At 72.2% G+C, this 14,285-nt stretch carries 16 protein-coding genes; 3 read left to right on the top strand and 13 right to left on the bottom strand.

The genetic code is table 11. From position 1 onward, the window contains the following. Positions 1 to 83: 83 nt before the first annotated feature. Entirely contained in the window at positions 84 to 893 is an 810-nt protein-coding gene (locus ACIQOE_RS35820; protein WP_351324418.1) for a SigB/SigF/SigG family RNA polymerase sigma factor, read from the top strand. Between the two features lie 142 nt (positions 894 to 1,035). Here ACIQOE_RS35820 and ACIQOE_RS35815 read toward each other — a convergent pair whose 3' ends face one another. From ACIQOE_RS35815 to ACIQOE_RS35765, 11 genes are all read right to left on the bottom strand, one after another. Beyond that, positions 1,036 to 1,302 carry a DUF4235 domain-containing protein gene (locus tag ACIQOE_RS35815; protein ID WP_401416031.1) on the bottom strand — a complete coding sequence of 89 codons (267 nt, stop codon included), beginning with the start codon at positions 1,300 to 1,302 and terminating at the stop codon, positions 1,036 to 1,038. A gap of 5 nt (positions 1,303 to 1,307) precedes the next feature. After that, the gene (locus tag ACIQOE_RS35810) at positions 1,308 to 1,733 is read right to left on the bottom strand and encodes a DUF3618 domain-containing protein (RefSeq protein ID WP_365556064.1); all 426 of its coding nucleotides are present in this window, start codon (positions 1,731 to 1,733) and stop codon (positions 1,308 to 1,310) included. Continuing rightward, a complete protein-coding gene (locus ACIQOE_RS35805; RefSeq protein ID WP_401416028.1) occupies positions 1,730 to 2,167 on the bottom strand; it encodes a phage holin family protein in 438 nt (145 codons plus the stop codon). Before ACIQOE_RS35805 ends, ACIQOE_RS35810 begins: the two co-directional genes overlap by 4 nt. A 77-nt stretch (positions 2,168 to 2,244) precedes the next feature. Continuing rightward, a complete protein-coding gene (locus ACIQOE_RS35800) occupies positions 2,245 to 3,357 on the bottom strand; it encodes a YihY/virulence factor BrkB family protein (protein ID WP_399008947.1) in 1,113 nt (370 codons plus the stop codon). 101 nt (positions 3,358 to 3,458) lie between these two features. Continuing rightward, the gene (locus ACIQOE_RS35795) at positions 3,459 to 5,063 is read right to left on the bottom strand and encodes a fused response regulator/phosphatase (RefSeq protein WP_365556063.1); all 1,605 of its coding nucleotides are present in this window, start codon (positions 5,061 to 5,063) and stop codon (positions 3,459 to 3,461) included. Beyond that, complete coding sequence (locus tag ACIQOE_RS35790) at positions 5,053 to 6,453, bottom strand: sensor histidine kinase (protein ID WP_399008946.1); 1,401 nt, start codon at positions 6,451 to 6,453, stop codon at positions 5,053 to 5,055. The genes ACIQOE_RS35795 and ACIQOE_RS35790 overlap by 11 nt, the downstream gene beginning before the upstream one ends. Before the next feature lie 78 nt (positions 6,454 to 6,531). Next, complete coding sequence (locus tag ACIQOE_RS35785; RefSeq protein ID WP_351324408.1) at positions 6,532 to 7,593, bottom strand: ATP-binding SpoIIE family protein phosphatase; 1,062 nt, start codon at positions 7,591 to 7,593, stop codon at positions 6,532 to 6,534. Further along, a complete protein-coding gene (locus tag ACIQOE_RS35780; RefSeq protein ID WP_351939336.1) occupies positions 7,581 to 8,003 on the bottom strand; it encodes an anti-sigma regulatory factor in 423 nt (140 codons plus the stop codon). Before ACIQOE_RS35780 ends, ACIQOE_RS35785 begins: the two co-directional genes overlap by 13 nt. Further along, positions 8,000 to 8,371 carry an STAS domain-containing protein gene (locus ACIQOE_RS35775; RefSeq protein ID WP_351324404.1) on the bottom strand — a complete coding sequence of 124 codons (372 nt, stop codon included), beginning with the start codon at positions 8,369 to 8,371 and terminating at the stop codon, positions 8,000 to 8,002. Before ACIQOE_RS35775 ends, ACIQOE_RS35780 begins: the two co-directional genes overlap by 4 nt. Then, positions 8,368 to 9,219, bottom strand: coding sequence for an STAS domain-containing protein (locus ACIQOE_RS35770; RefSeq protein WP_365556058.1), 852 nt, complete (start codon positions 9,217 to 9,219; stop codon positions 8,368 to 8,370). Before ACIQOE_RS35770 ends, ACIQOE_RS35775 begins: the two co-directional genes overlap by 4 nt. Before the next feature lie 73 nt (positions 9,220 to 9,292). Beyond that, positions 9,293 to 9,655, bottom strand: coding sequence for an STAS domain-containing protein (locus ACIQOE_RS35765; RefSeq protein ID WP_365572774.1), 363 nt, complete (start codon positions 9,653 to 9,655; stop codon positions 9,293 to 9,295). 174 nt (positions 9,656 to 9,829) lie between these two features. Between ACIQOE_RS35765 and ACIQOE_RS35760 the strand changes: the two genes are divergently transcribed. Together ACIQOE_RS35760 and ACIQOE_RS35755 are read left to right on the top strand one after the other, a co-directional pair. Continuing rightward, positions 9,830 to 10,303 (top strand): ATP-binding protein, encoded by a 474-nt coding sequence (locus ACIQOE_RS35760; RefSeq protein WP_401416022.1) that lies wholly within the window; start codon positions 9,830 to 9,832, stop codon positions 10,301 to 10,303. Positions 10,304 to 10,410: 107 nt separating this feature from the next. Beyond that, on the top strand, positions 10,411 to 11,331 hold the full coding sequence (locus ACIQOE_RS35755; protein ID WP_401416019.1) for a Rieske 2Fe-2S domain-containing protein: 921 nt from the start codon (positions 10,411 to 10,413) through the stop codon (positions 11,329 to 11,331). Between the two features lie 147 nt (positions 11,332 to 11,478). Here ACIQOE_RS35755 and ACIQOE_RS35750 read toward each other — a convergent pair whose 3' ends face one another. Both ACIQOE_RS35750 and ACIQOE_RS35745 read right to left on the bottom strand, forming a co-directional pair. Continuing rightward, on the bottom strand, positions 11,479 to 13,302 hold the full coding sequence (locus tag ACIQOE_RS35750) for a thiamine pyrophosphate-requiring protein (protein ID WP_401416017.1): 1,824 nt from the start codon (positions 13,300 to 13,302) through the stop codon (positions 11,479 to 11,481). A gap of 192 nt (positions 13,303 to 13,494) precedes the next feature. After that, a complete protein-coding gene (locus ACIQOE_RS35745) occupies positions 13,495 to 14,151 on the bottom strand; it encodes an endonuclease (protein ID WP_401416015.1) in 657 nt (218 codons plus the stop codon). Positions 14,152 to 14,285: the final 134 nt, after the last annotated feature.

Here is a 14,285-nt window from a genome sequence, read left to right as displayed (position 1 = left end):
TGCGGCGACTCCCCCGAGAAGAAGTCAGGAGATTCCCGGAACCGAGTTCCGGGTCTTCTGGAACCGTCCAGGAGCGAATCCGCATGCCGATCAACACCGCGCCCGGCCGCAGCACGCACACCCCGTCCCGCCGCTCGCACGACGACGCCCCCGACACCGCCGCCGTCTTCGCCCGGCTCGCCGACCTCGGCGAGGGCCCCGAGCGGGACGCCCTGCGCGACGAACTGGTGGCCGCCTGGCTGCCGATGGCGCACCGCATCGCCGGGCGTTTCCGTGACCGCGGCGAGAACATCGAGGACCTGCGTCAGGTTGCCGCGCTCGGCCTGGTCAAGGCCGTCGACCGCTTCGACCCCTCCCGCGGCGCCTTCGAGAGCTACGCGGTGCCCACCATCACCGGCGAGGTCAAGCGGCACTTCCGCGACCGCATGTGGGCGCTTCGGGTCCCCCGCCGGGTCCAGGAATACCGCAACCGGGTCCGGGTCGCCCGCCGCGAACTCACCGAGAACCCGGGTTCCGCCGAGCCCACCGTGGCCGACCTCGCCGCCCACACCGGGCTGACGGAGGACGAGGTCAGCGCCGGTCTGGAGGCGCTGGAGAGCTTCAGCACCCTGTCGCTGGACGCCGAACTCTCCGCCGGCGACGACGGATACAGCCTCGCCGACACCTTCGGCGGCGCCGACGGCTCCTTCGACACCGTCATCGACCGGGAGGCGGCCAAGCAAGGGCTGCGCCGGCTCCCCGAACGGGAACGCGCCATCCTCTACATGCGCTTCTTCGAGGACATGACGCAGAGCCGCATCGCGGAGAGCCTGGGCCTCTCCCAGATGCACGTCTCCCGCCTCATCACCAGCAGTTGCGCCCGCGTCCGCGCCGAAGCACTCGGCGGGCAGTGACACCACCGCCCGGACCGCACACCTTTCCCCCGCACTCCTTACCGTCCGGCGCCGCCGGCCGCGGCGGGGACGGGAGACACCCCGGCACCGGACGCAGGCGGGTTACCGCCGCGTCGCGGTGCCGGGGTGTCTCCCGTCCGTGTCAGCCGGGCCAGGTGCCCGTGAGGCCGCGGACGCCGGTGGCGCCGCCACGGGCGACGGCCGCCTTGACCACCGCGAATATGGCGCCCTGGAGCGCGGCGGCGGTCAGCACCTCGTTCCAGGACCGGTACTCGTCGGTGGCCTTCGGAGCGTCCTCGTCGTGGCCGAGCACTTTCCAGGTCTGCCGGAACAGGGCCCCCGCGGCCAGGCCGCCGGCCACACCGAGAGCCAGCCCCACCGGCTTGTAAGCGATCTTCGAAGCCTTCACGCCGCTCACCTCTTCGAACGACGGAGGATCGCCCACAGCACGACGGTGGTACCCGCTATCGCCCACAGCACCTTGCGGTTGTCCTGGGCCAGACGTGCTCCTCGCGCGGCCTTGTCGGTGACGGGGTCGGGCAGCCGGTCCTGGGCCTGGTGCGCGAGGTCGGCGGCCTTGGCCTTGACCTGTTCGGCCTTCGCGGCGGCCTGTTCCTTGACCACGTGGGCCCGGTCCGCGGCCTGCTCCTTCACCACCTGGGCCCGCTCCGCCGCCTGTTCCTTGACCTCGGCGCCCTTCTGCCGGGCGCGCGCCTTGACGTCGGTCTTCGCCGCGAGGGCCTCGACCGTCTCTCCCAGCTCGGCACGGGTCTGCTCGACCTGCTCGCGGAGCTCCTCGGGAGTGGAAGCGGTGGGTTCGTCGTGGGGCGGCTGGGTCATCGGTGCGCACTCTCCTTGATCGTGGCCACGTCGGCCTTCACGTTTTCGACCGTCTGCTCGGGCGCGGGCGGTGCCGCCTGCCCGATCTGCTTCTTTCCGCTCCGGGCGAGCGCCGCGGTGGTCACGCCGAGTACGGCCGTGATGATCAGCCCGGCGGCCCAGACCGGCAGCACCAACGCGAGCGCGGCGATGACGGTGGCCACCAGCGCCTGGAGCGTCAGCAAGCCGACGACACCGGCGCCGCCGAACAGGCCGCCCCCTTTGCCGTAGTGCCTGCCCTTTTCCTTGATCTCGGCCTGCGCCAGCCTCAGTTCGCCGCGGACCAGCTCGGTCAGCTGCTGCGAGGCCCGCTGCACCAGTTCGCCGACCGGCTCCTGGCCGGGGCGCTCCGTGCCCGGGCTCGTCGAGGCCTGGTACGGCTCTGTGCTCGACACGGCGTTCACCTCCTCTTCCGTTCCCGCCCGTCGGGCCTGTCGTGCCCGGCGGTGTGACGTTCGCGCGAGTACCCCGATCAGCCGGTTTCAGGACAGTCGTCGCCGGCGGTGTCGGCGGGGGAGGGCGATGCCTCGTCCAGCCTGCGTACGTCGGCCTCGTCCCAGGTCCGGGTGGAACGGGGCTCGGTGTAGGGCTCCGTGTCGCGTGGCAGGCCGCCCGCGACGGCCCGTTGGCGTGCGGTCTCCGCGTCGAACTCCAGGCCCAGCAGGATGGCCAGGTTGCTGATCCACAGCCAGACGAGGAACACGACGACGCCCGCCATGGTCCCGTAGGTCTTGTTGTACGAGGCGAAGCCCGCGACGTAGATCCCGAACCCGGCGGAGGCGGTCAGCCAGATCAGCAGGGCGACGACGCTGCCCGGCGTGATCCAGCGGAAGCCCCGGACCTTGGCGTTCGGGCTCGCCCAGTAGAGGACGGCGATCATCAGCGTGACCAGGAGCACGAGCGCAGGCCACTTGGCGATCGACCAGACCGTGAGTACGCCGTCGCCGAGTCCGAGGGTCGCGCCGGCCCGGCGGGCGAGGCCGCCGGTGAAGACCACGATGAGCGCACCGGCCGCCGCCATCACCATCAACGCCAGGGTGAGCAGGACGCGCAGGGGGAGGATCTTCCACAGCGGGCGGCCCTCCGGCATGTCGTAGACCGTGTTCGCGGCCCGGATGAACGCCGCCACGTAGCCGGAGGCCGACCAGAGGGCCAGCACCAGACCGACGACCGCCATGACGGACCCGGCACCGGCCTTGCCCCGCAATTCCTCCACGGCCTCGGTGACGATGTCCCGCGCCGCTCCCGGTGCCAGCGGCCGTACCGTGCGCAGGACCGCGTCGACGGTCGACCCGCCCGCGAACCCCAGCAGGGAGACGACCACCAGCAGGCCCGGGAACATCGACAGTACGCCGTAGTACGTCAGGGCCGCGGCGCGATCGGTCAGCTCGTCCGCCCCGAACTCGCGCAGGGAGCCCTTGAAGACGGCGGCCCAGGCCCGTCGGGGGAGTTTCGTCGGCGCGTCCGGCGCCCGCCGTTCCACGTCGGCTCCGGGCCCCGCTTCCTCGGGCGTCGGTATCGGGTGTGCCGTGTCCTCGCCGGTGTTCCGGTCTGCCGTCCGCCGTGGAATACGAAGCCTGTGCATGCGTGCCGGGTATCCCGCGGAACCCCTCCTACGCCGCACGACGGGTGGCGTGACGCGCCGTCAGCTCATCGGACGGCGCCGTGCCCGGATCCTCGGCCTTCTCACCCGAGTGACGCCGTGATCAGGGCGATGTCGTCGTCCTTGTTCTGTCCGAAGCGGTCGAGCAGCAGGTCGCACATGTCTTCCAGGCCGGTCGGTCCGGCGGCCACGGTGTCGCTGAGTTCGGTGAGGCTGGTGTCGAGGGTGGCGTGGCGCACCTCGATGAGGCCGTCCGTCACCATGAGCAGCCGGGTTCCGGGCGGGGCCGGGAGGACGGCGGGCGGCGGATGGGGGAGGCCCAGACCCAGCAGGGGCCCGTGCGGGTGGTGGAAGCGCGGGCCGTCCCGCGGGTCGATGACCAGCGGCGGGATGTGGCCGGCGTTGGCGATGTGCAGGTGGTGGTCGGGGGTGATGAGGGCGAGGCAGAGGGTGACCGTGATGCCGGGCTGGGACTGGCACAGCAGCGTTTCGAGCCGTTGCAGGATGTGGTGCGGGGGGTGGCCCTCGATGGCGTAGGCGCGCAGGGCGTGGCGGACCTCGCCCATGACGGTGGCGGCGACCAGCGAATGGCCGACGACGTCCCCGATGGCGAGCAGCAGACCGTTGACCGTCGGCACCGCCTCGTAGAAGTCGCCGCCGATCTCGGCGTGTTCGGACGCGGGCAGGTAGCGGAAGGCGAGTTCGACGCCCGGGACGGTCGGCATCTCCTTGGGGAGGAAGGAGCGTTGCAGGGCGAGGCCCAGGGCGTGTTCCTCGTTGTAGGTGCGCAGGGCTTCGAGCGCGAGCGCGCTGGAGTTGGCGAGCTGCTGGAAGAACTGCTCGTCGTCGGTGCCGTGCAGGGCTGCGGCGGGTACGGCGAGACAGACCGGCGGACGGCCGCGCTTGGTCCGGGCGACCGCGAGGGCGACGTCGCCCCGGAGGCGGTCGGCGGGCAGCAGGGCACGCCACTGGCCGGCCGGGAGGCGGGTGATCGCGACACCGGTCTCCTCCGGCAGGCAGCGGGCCGCCAGTTGGTCCAGCAGGCCGGGAGGGACCGGGTGGGTGCCGACGGTGTCCTCGGGGCCGTCGACGGCGCTGTGCACCGCCTGCCCGTGCGGCGAGAGGAACACGGCGGTGGCCGGACTGGCGAGGACGGCGGCCGCTCCGCCGGTCGCCGCGGAGGCGAAGGAGTGGAAGCCGACGGCGCTGTACACGTTCAGCGTGGCGCTGTTCAGCGCGAACAGGCGCTGCGCGAGCCGTTCGGCGCGTCGGCGGGCCCGGGCGTAGCGCAGGGTGGCGGTGACGGTGGCGAGGAGTTCACCGGGATCGATCGGCTGGTCGAGATAGGCGTCGGCGCCGCGCCGCAGGCCCTCGGCGTGGTCGTCGGGGCTCATGGCGGCCGCGGAGATCTGGATGATCGGCAGATGGGCCGTCCGCAAAGACCCCTTGAGCTGTTCGCTGACCTCGAAGCCGCTCATGTCGGGGAGGAGGACGTCGATGATCGCGAGGTCCGGGAGCGCGTCGGCGGACGTGGAGTCCAGCCGGTCGAGGCCCTGCCGGCCGGTCTCGACGGCGGTGACGGTGTGTCCCGCGCGCTGCAGCCAGCTGGTGAGGAGGTAGCGGTTCGTCTCGTTGTCGTCGATGACGAGCACGGTCGCGGGCAGCAGGTCCTCGGCTCTACCGGTCACGGCTCGATCCTCCCGCCTCTGGTTGCTTCGGGTACGCGTGACCGAGGTCCGGCAGCCGTATCCGTACCCGGGTACCGGCTCCGGCCTGGCTGGTGAGGGTGAGGGAACCGCCGAGGAGTTCGGTGAGGGTACGGGCGTAGGGCAGGCCCAGTCCGGTGCCGGGCCGCCTGCTCTGCAGCGGGCCGCGGACCTGGTAGAACGCCTCGAAGACCCGGTCGGTCTCCTCGGGAGGTATCCCGATGCCGGTGTCCGTGACGGTGAACAGGACCGCGGGGGCGGAGGGTTCGGGGTCCGCGGTGACGGTCAGGTTCACCTCGCCCCGCTCGGTGAACTTCAGGGCGTTGGACAGGACGTTGCGCAGGATCCGGACCAGGAGTGTCTCGTCGGTCACCAGGGTCGGGAGGTCCTCCAGGCCGGGCGTGGCCAGCGTGACACCCTCCCTGCCGTGGCTGCTGACGAGGAGCCGGCTGAGGTGGGTGACGAGCAGGCGCAGGTCGACGGGTTCCGGATGGATGTCGAGATGGCCGGCCTCGGCCTTCGCGACGTCGAGGAGATCGTTCACGAGGGACAGGAGCGACTGGCCGGAGGACGCGATGAGTTCGACCTGTTCCAGCTGCTCACCGAGGAGCGGCGGGGAGCCGGGGGCCAGCAGCAGTCTGGACAGGGCGACCACGGAGTTGACGGGGGTGCGCAGTTCGTGGCTGATGTTCGTCCAGAACCGGGTCTTCGCCTCGCTGGCCTCCTGCAACTGGTGGCGCTTGTCCTCCAGTTCGGAGTGGAGCGCCAGCACACCGCTGTTGGTGGTCTCGAGCTCCTGGGTCAGCTCCGAGTACAGGGCGAGCACTCCGCGGTTGGTCTCCTCCAGCTCTTCGTTGAGCCGGCGGAGTTCCTCGCGCTGGGCGCGGGTCTCCTCCAGGGTGGCGATCAAGTCCCGTGTCTGGGCGCGGAGATGGTCCGCCTCGGTGGTCCGGGTGCCGCCATGGAGGGCGTCGGCCAGCCGGTTGCGCAGCTCGTCCGGCTTCGTGTCCTCGGCGGGGAGCGGCTGCGTGATGACGACACGGCTGACCGGGGTGCCGGCCTGGTGGTCGACCTGCACGAGCTTTGCGACCAGGTCGAGCGTGTCCTGGGCGGGCGGCGGTCCGCCGTTCCAGGAGAACGTGACGACGAGGGCGGTGGGCCGGTCGGCCCTGTCCAGGCCGAAGGTGACCTCCAGCTCATCGCATCCGAGCCGGTCCCGTCCGAGTTCGCTGAGCGCGGTCGCCAGCCGGACCTGGTCCTGCCGGTCCAGCGCCACCGCCGTGGCCGCCTGCTGAGCACTGCGGCGCAGACCGAAGACGTCCTGGGCGGAGAACAGGCGGAAGTGGGTCGGCGGGTCGGTCGCGACGGACACGGGACCCGGGACCCGTGCGCGGCCGCCCGGAGTCCGCTCAAGCCCGTCGGGTGTCATGATCACCTCACTCGTCACCGGTCACCAGGCATCCTTGACGACCACCACACTCGCGTCGTCCCGTCGGACGCCCGCTTCGCGGAGCAGGTGTCCGGCCACGACGAGCGGTGAGTGACCGAGCAGGCCCGGCAGCGTCTCGTGGTCCCAGCGTTCGGTCAGGCCGTCGGAGTGCATCACCAGGGCGCCGTGCCGCGGCAGCGGTTCCTCGAACGTCCGCAGGCGCCGCATCTGCGCTCCGACGATGCCGGGAGCCGAGAGCAGAGCACGGCGCCGGCTGCCGCCGATGAGGAAACCGCTGACGTTGCCGATGCCGCAGTACAGCACCCGGCCGGCGGCGGGTTCGATCCGCGCCACGGCGACCGCTCCGCCGCGGGTCCCGCGCAGGGCGCGGTGCACGGCGTCGAGGACGCCCTCCGGGGTCAGGTCGTCCGTCTCGTGGAAGGCCTTGACCGCGTTCTGGCTGGCGCGGGCCGCGAGGGGTCCGTGACCGAGTCCGTCGCACAGCATGACCAGGATGACGGGCGGTCCGCTCGCGGCGGGCACGGTACGGGTGGCCCACGCGTCCCCGCACACGCTCTCCCCGCTGATGGGCCTGGTCACACCGGCGGCCGGCGCCGGCGGCGGGCCGGCGGGGACGGCACGGCTCTCGGCGGTGCGGGGCCAGAACTGCGCGGTCATGACCGTGCCGCGGCCCGGTACGGAGTGCAGGTCGAAGTGGTCCGACAGCCGGGCGACGGCGCCCAGTCCGATCCCGAGGGTGCCGGCGCTGGAGGTGCCGTCGCTCAGGGCGGCGCTGATGTCCGTGATACCGGGGCCCGAGTCGATGGTGAGGAACTCGACTCCGGCCTCGCCGCCGGTGCGCACCACGCGCAGCAGCAGCGCGCCGTCCTCGGCGTGCCGTTGCAGGTTCGTGGCGGCCTCGGTGACGGCGAGGGCGACCTCGGCGCCGCGGTGGCCGGTGAGTCCCAGTCGCCGGGCGAGCGTCGCCGCCGCGCCCCGGGCGGCCGGTGCCAGCGACTCGTCGTCCCGGAACCAGGCCACGTCCTCGCCGTCCACCGTGGTCGCGGTACTCACCGGACCCACTTGACGATGGTCACGGACGTGCCCTCGCCGGGCACGGTGTTCAGCTCGAAGTCGTCGACGAGGCGACGGGCGCCGCTGAGGCCCAGGCCCAGGCCGCTGCCCGATGTCCAGCCGTCCGTCATCGCCTGCTCGACGTCGGGGATGCCGGGTCCCGAGTCCTCGAACACGGCCGCCACACCGCGTCGGCCGCGCGCGCTGACCAGGCCGGTCCTGGCCGTGCCGCCGCCGCCGTAGATCAGCGTGTTACGGGCGAGTTCGCTGGCCGCGGTGATCATCTTCGTCTGGTCGACCAGGGAGAGACCGCACTGCTGGGACAGCGTCCGGATGACCTGGCGGACCTGGACGAGGTCGCCGCTGCGCGCGATCGGATGGACCTGGAGCTCCTCTTCGGCCGTCCAGGGCGCGGTCATCGCGGAGCCGCACCGGACGGCCGCCGCAGCTTCGCCAGGCCCTTCTCCAGGTCCAGGGCCGTGCTGACACCGCCGAGCGAGAGGCCCAGCTCGACCAGGGTGATGGCCACGGCCGGGCGCATGCCCACGACCACGGTACGGGCGTCGAGCATGCGGGAGATGGCGGCCATGGTGGCCAGCATGCGGCCCACGAAGGAGTCGACGATCTCCAGGGCGCTGATGTCGATGACGACGCCGCCGGCCGACCTGGCGACGATCTGGTCGGCCAGGTCCTCCTGGAGGTTCAGGACGGTCTGGTCCTCCAGGTCGGACTGGACGGACACCAGCAGGACGTCTCCGATCCGCAGGATCGGGATGCGTTCGCTCATCGCTGCTCGCTCCGGTGCGTGACCATGTCCACGCCGGACCGGCGCAGGGCCAGCTTGAGGGCGTCCGCGAGGCTGGCCTTCGTCACGATCCCGTCGAACTCGATGCCGAGCGCCACGATGGTCTGCGCGATCTGCGGGCTGATCCCGGACACGGTGCACTCGGCGCCCATCAGGCGGGCGGCGACGATGGTCTTGAGGAGGTGCTGGGCGACCTGGGTGTCCACGGCCGGGACGCCGGTGATGTCGATGATCGCCTGCTCGGAGCCGGTGTCGACGAGAGCCTGCAGCAGCTTCTCCATCACCACCTGGGTGCGCGCCGAGTCCAGGGTGCCGACCAGCGGTACGGCGATCACGCCGTCCCACAGCCGCACGACCGGCGTGGACAGTTCCAGGAGCTGTTCGGCCTGCGCGGTGATCAGTTCCTCGCGGGTCTGCGTGTAGGTCTCGATCGTGAACAGTCCCAGGCCGTCCAGGATGCGGCCGAGCCGCAGGTAGGCCTGGATCTCCTCGGTGCTGCCGTCCGCCAGGAGCGGTTCGAGCACCTGCTTCAGGGCGAAGACGCCGACGGCGGTCTCGCTCGGCGAGAAGCCCTGCCGGGCACGGTTCCGTGACAGTTCGGTCAGCAGCGCCCTGACCTCGTACATCTGCTCCGAGTGGACGTCGGACGCGCCCTCGCGCAGCGCCGCCACCAGGGCGTCGTAGAGTTCGCGGAGCTCGCGGTCGACCTCGGCCGCGCTCACGCGACTGCCCAGCGTCCGCGTCACCTCGGCGACCCACACCGCGGCCAGGTCCTGGTCCTTGTCGGAGAGGAGCCTCACCAGCTCTACGGTGTTGCCCGGCTTCGCCATGTGGACGCCCCTTCGGTTTTCGTACTGATGTGCCAACATATGGCTTGTGCAGCTTACGGCACCCCTGTCGGGGTCAGTTCTCCAGCGCGTCGCGCACCGTGGGGAGACAGGGGATGAGGGCGTCGATGCCGACGAGTTGCAGCACACGCAGGACGGCCGGCTGGGCGCCGGCCACGCGCAGCCAGCCCTGGGCGTCCGCGGACGCGCGGTAGGCGGCGATGAGCGCGTTGATGCCTGCCGAGTCCATGAAGGTCAGCCGGGTGAGGTCGGCGACGGTCCGCGAGGAGGTGCCGTCGGCCGCCGGTGCCAGTGCCCGCCGGGCGATGTCTCGGGTGGTGTGGTCCAGTTCGCCTCGCAGGGCGACGACCCGGATGCCGGCGACGGTGGATTCGCTGACGGTCAGTTGGCCACGCTGGTCCGGATGGGCGTCTGTCACCGATTCCTCGACTGCGTTCGCTGGAGCGGCTGGGCCGCCGACTCCTGTGTGAGGAGTCACCGCAGATACTACGGGGAACAGCGCTCGTGGAACTGGGCACTTGGAGTAAGAAGAACAAGAGGCGCGGCGCACGTGGCGGACGCCCGCGGGCAAGGGGAGCGAAGGTGACCAAGCGTGCAGTCTGTCGACAGTGACGGCGACGAGGAATCACGTGTCCGTCCGGCGACCACCGTCTTCCCCTTGGAAGAGGACGACTCCTGCATCGCCCAGGCACGCCATCTCGCCGCGGACTTCCTGGACCGCGCCCGGACCGACCAGGGCGTGACGGTGTCGGCGCGAGCGGTGGACCTCACCCGGCTCGTGGTGAGCGAACTGGTCACCAACGCCCGCAAGTACGCTCCCGGACCCCTGTGGATGGAGCTGGGTCTGGCGGCCGGGACGGTGGAGGTGACCGTGCGGGACAGCGTGCGCCTGCACCCCGCCGCCCGGCCGGGAGATCCGGGCCGGGTCGGTCAGCACGGCCTGGAGATCGTCATGGCCGTCGCCGAGTCGTTCCAGGTCCGCCTGGAGTCGTCCGGCAAGAGCGTCACCGCCCGCATCGCCCTGGCCGACGGCACCGTCGCGGACGTCCCGCCCGGGAGCCGCTGACGGCCGTACCCGTGCGGTCGGGACGCGAGAGGCCCGGGCGCATGGCCGTTCAGGTGACGGCACGCATGTTCTGTTTTGCCGGATATGGCGCAGGGGAACCGGCAGCTATGACCACCGCCCCGCCGCACCGGACCCTGCCCGTCCGGGCCGCCGCCTCCGTGCCCCGTCTGCTGCGCTCCTGCATCGGTCTCCTCGACCGGGTGGAGAACGCCAAGGCCCTCGACCACGTCGTGACACCCGTGCGGATGGCCGTACGGGTCCTGCCGCTCGGCCCGCTTCGCGACGTGCTGCACGGCCGTCAGCTCGGCCATCCGCTCCATCCGGTGCTGGTGCAGGTGCCGATGGGTGCCTGGCTGTCGTCCGTGATCCTGGACTTCGTGCCCGGCGCCGGGCGGTCCGCCCGCGTCCTCGTCGGGGTGGGCACGCTGGCGGCGCTGCCCGCGGGGCTGGCCGGATGGACGGACTGGGCGGAACAGCACGAGCAGCAGATGCGGACCGGCCTGGTGCACGCGGCCGCCAACGCCGGCGCCGTGTGGCTCTTCGGCGCCTCGTTCGTCGTGCGGGGGCGGCGCCCGCTGACCGGCCGGGCGCTCGGACTCGGCGGTCTGGTCTGCGCGGGCGTCGGCGGGTTCGTGGGCGGCCATCTCGCCTACCGGCAGGCCGCGGGCCCCAACAAGGCCGAGCCCGTGGCCCACCTGGTGGAGCCGGGCTGGCACCGGCTCGGCCCGGTGGACACCCTGAGGCCGGGAGTCCCCGAGCGGCGCATGCTCGGCGAGGTGTCCCTGCTGGTCGTCCGGGACGAGAACGGCGGCATCGACGTACTGGCGGACCGGTGCAGTCATCTGTCGGGACCGCTGTCCGAGGGCGACGTCACGGACGGCTGCGTGGTCTGCCCCTGGCACGGCAGCGTGTTCCGGCTGTCGGACGGCGCCCCGGTGCGCGGGCCGGCGACCGCGCCGCAGCCGCGCTTCGAGACCAGGACCGAACCGGACGGCGTCCTCGCCGTCCGGCTGCCGGACGCGGGCTGAGACGCCGCGGGTCCACGGCCGGGGGCGCACCGCGCCGCGGCCACCTCCGGCGACGGCGGACTACGGCGGGGGAACGGCCTTCGCGGGGAGACCGGGCGAGGGCGGTGCGGACGGTGGTGTCCGCACCGCCCTCGCCCGGGGTGTCGCTCACGCGCCGTCCTCGGTGCCGGGCCGGTCCTCGCGGTGGCGGTGACCCGGCAGGAACTCCTGCATCTTGGCCTTGAAGCCCTGGCGCACCATGCCCGCGCGGTCGCTGTCCCCCTTGAGCACGGAGGAGGCCGCGGCCTCGATCTGCTCCAGGGTGGCGTGCGGCGGGATGGGCGGGACCGCGGGGTCGGTCACGAAGTCCAGCACACAGGGCCGGTCGGCGGCCAGCGCCGTCTGCCACGCGCTGTGGACGTCCTCCGGCTTCTCGACCCGCAGACCCTCCAGGCCGGCCAGCCGGGCGGCCTCGGCGTAGGGGAAGTCGGGAAGGGACTGGGAGGGCTCGAACTGCGGGGCGCCGCCCATGGCGCGCATCTCCCAGGTGACCTGGTTGAGGTCCCGGTTGTTCAGGACGGCGACGACGAGACGCGGGTCCTCCCACTCCCGGTAGTACTTGGCGACGGTGATCAGCTCGGCCATGCCGTTCATCTGCATCGCACCGTCGCCGACGAGTGCGACGGCGGGCCGGTCGCCGTGGGCGAACTTGGCGCCGATGGCGTAGGGCACGCCGGGGCCCATGGTGGCCAGCGTGCCGGACAGCGAACCGCGCATGGCGCCGCGCAGCTTCAGGTGCCGGGCGTACCAGTTGGCGGCGGACCCGGAGTCGGCGGAGAGGATCACGTTCTCCGGCAGCAGGTCGTTCAGGGCGTGCACGACGTACTCGGGGTTGACCGGGTCGGCGTCCACGGCGGCGCGCCGTTCCATGACCTCCCACCAGCGCGCGGTGTCCTTCTCGATCTTCTCCCGCCAGCCCCGGTCCTCCACCCGGTCGAGCAGCGGCAGTAGCCGCCTCAGCGTCTCGCGGGCGTCGCCGACCAGGTTGACCTCGAACGGGTAGCGCAGCCCGACCATGTGCGGGTCGATGTCGATCTGCACGGCCCGTGCCTTGCCGAACTCGGGGAGGAACTGGCTGTACGGGAACGACGAGCCGATGACAAGGAGGGTGTCGCAGCCGGTCATGAGCTCGTACGACGGACGGGTCCCCAGCAGACCGATGGAGCCGGTGACGTACGGCAGGCCGTCGTCCAGGGCGTCCTTGCCCAGCAGCGCCTTGGCCACTCCGGCGCCGAGCCGGTCGGCGACCTCCATGACCTCCTGGCGGGCTCCGCGGGCGCCCTGCCCGATGAGGATCGCCACCTTCTCACCGGCGTTGAGGACGTCGGCGGCACGGGTGAGATCCTCGTCGGCGGGCACGGGCGCGTAGTGCGGCGCCCCGAGGCTGGAGGGGACCATCTTGAAGGCGTGTCCGGGCGCGGAGTAGTCCAGTTCCTGCACGTCGGCGGGGACGATCACGGCCGTGACCGAACGGCGGGCCATCGCGGTCCGCATGGCCCGGTCCAGCACGTTGGGCAGCTGCTCGGGGACGGTCACCATCTCGCAGAAGTCCGAGGCGACGTCCTTGTAGAGGCTCAGCAGGTCGACCTCCTGCTGGTAGGAGCCGCCCATGGCGCTGCGGTTGGTCTGCCCGACGATCGCGACGACGGGCACGTGGTCGAGCTTGGCGTCGTACAGGCCGTTGAGGAGGTGGATGGCGCCGGGGCCGGAAGTGGCGGCGCAGACACCGACCTTGCCGGAGAACTTGGCGTAGCCCACGGCCTGGAAGGCGGACATCTCCTCGTGGCGGGCCTGGATGAAGCGGGGGTTGTCGTCGGCGCGGCCCCAGGCCGCGAGCAGGCCGTTGATCCCGTCGCCGGGATAGGCGAAGACGTGCTCCACGCCCCATTCGCGCAGACGCTCAAGGATCTTGTCGGAGACCTTCTTCGACATGTTCGACGACCTTTCCTGATGTGCTGAGGGCGGTGGCAGCGGCGGTGACGGTGGCGGTGGCCACGGCGCGGGGGAGGGGCCGGGCAGGGCGCCGGGGTGGCGGCCCGTGCCGTGGGCCGGTCCGTCGCCGCGGCCGGGTACCCGCTCCGGGACCGTGCATAGGCGCCGTTCCCTCCGCGTCGTCCGGTGCCGTCAGCGGTCGGCCCGCGCGGTGACGTCCTCCGCGACCCGGCGGTCGAGGGCGGATCGCACCAGGCCCGCCGCGAGCGCCGGGAAGTCTTCGGCTCCGGCCAGGCGGGCGAGGGCGTCCGGTGACGTCGGGAGGCCGAGGCGGGCGGCACCCTGGAGCGCCTTGGCGTCGAAGTAGGGCGCGGCCTCGGGCCAGACGCCCTGGGCCTCGCGCAGGAAGATGTCCGATCCGGCGGGACCGATGCCGGGCAGTTCGCGCAGCAGGCGCCCGCATTCCCCGATGTCGCCGCCCGCGGCCTTGCGGAGCCTGCGCAGATCGCCGCCGTACCGGTCGAGCAGCTGGTCGGCGGCTTCGCCGAGCTGAGTGGCGGTGCGCTCGTCGTACCGGCGGTAGTGCCCCTTGCCGAGCGCGTCCACGCGCTGCTGCCAGGTGGCGTCGCTCATGCGCTTCGGGGTGCGCATCCCGTCGTCGAACAGCGCACGGGCGGCGTCCGTGGCGACGGACGCCCTGATGCGTGCGCTGAGCAGGTGGGCGAGGACCAGCAACTGGTAGAGAGGCTGGGGAGTGTCGCGCAGGCGCACGCCCGCCTCCTGCGCGTAGGTCTGACCGTGGGCGGTGAGCAGGGCGTCGACGGTTGCCTTCTTCGTCGCGGTCGGCATGATCACGTCGCTCCTTCCCGCGGTCGGGGATCGGGGTCGGACACCAGCCGGGCCGCCGACCCGCACGGACGCCTTTCGGCCCGTCTTCGTCCGCGCCCGCGGGCGCAAACCGCCGGTCCGGCCGCGGCGGAAGC

The organism is Streptomyces sp. NPDC091282, assembly GCF_044757385.1.
Classification (GTDB): domain Bacteria; phylum Actinomycetota; class Actinomycetes; order Streptomycetales; family Streptomycetaceae; genus Streptomyces; species Streptomyces gramineus.
The sequence above is the reverse complement of the archived record's forward strand: the minus strand, read 5'-3'. Positions and strand labels throughout refer to the sequence as shown.

Bases quoted from the DNA above. Each gene is read 5' to 3' on its own strand.
- ACIQOE_RS35800 (WP_399008947.1), bottom strand. From the start codon at position 3,357: ATGCACAGGCTTCGTATTCCACGGCGGACGGCAGACCGGAACACCGGC.
- ACIQOE_RS35750 (WP_401416017.1), bottom strand. From the start codon at position 13,302: ATGTCGAAGAAGGTCTCCGACAAGATCCTTGAGCGTCTGCGCGAATGG.
- ACIQOE_RS35775 (WP_351324404.1), bottom strand. From the start codon at position 8,371: ATGAGCGAACGCATCCCGATCCTGCGGATCGGAGACGTCCTGCTGGTG.
- ACIQOE_RS35755 (WP_401416019.1), top strand. From the start codon at position 10,411: ATGACCACCGCCCCGCCGCACCGGACCCTGCCCGTCCGGGCCGCCGCC.
- ACIQOE_RS35820 (WP_351324418.1), top strand. From the start codon at position 84: ATGCCGATCAACACCGCGCCCGGCCGCAGCACGCACACCCCGTCCCGC.
- ACIQOE_RS35780 (WP_351939336.1), bottom strand. From the start codon at position 8,003: ATGACCGCGCCCTGGACGGCCGAAGAGGAGCTCCAGGTCCATCCGATC.
- ACIQOE_RS35810 (WP_365556064.1), bottom strand. From the start codon at position 1,733: ATGACCCAGCCGCCCCACGACGAACCCACCGCTTCCACTCCCGAGGAG.
- ACIQOE_RS35770 (WP_365556058.1), bottom strand. From the start codon at position 9,219: ATGGCGAAGCCGGGCAACACCGTAGAGCTGGTGAGGCTCCTCTCCGAC.
- ACIQOE_RS35745 (WP_401416015.1), bottom strand. From the start codon at position 14,151: ATGCCGACCGCGACGAAGAAGGCAACCGTCGACGCCCTGCTCACCGCC.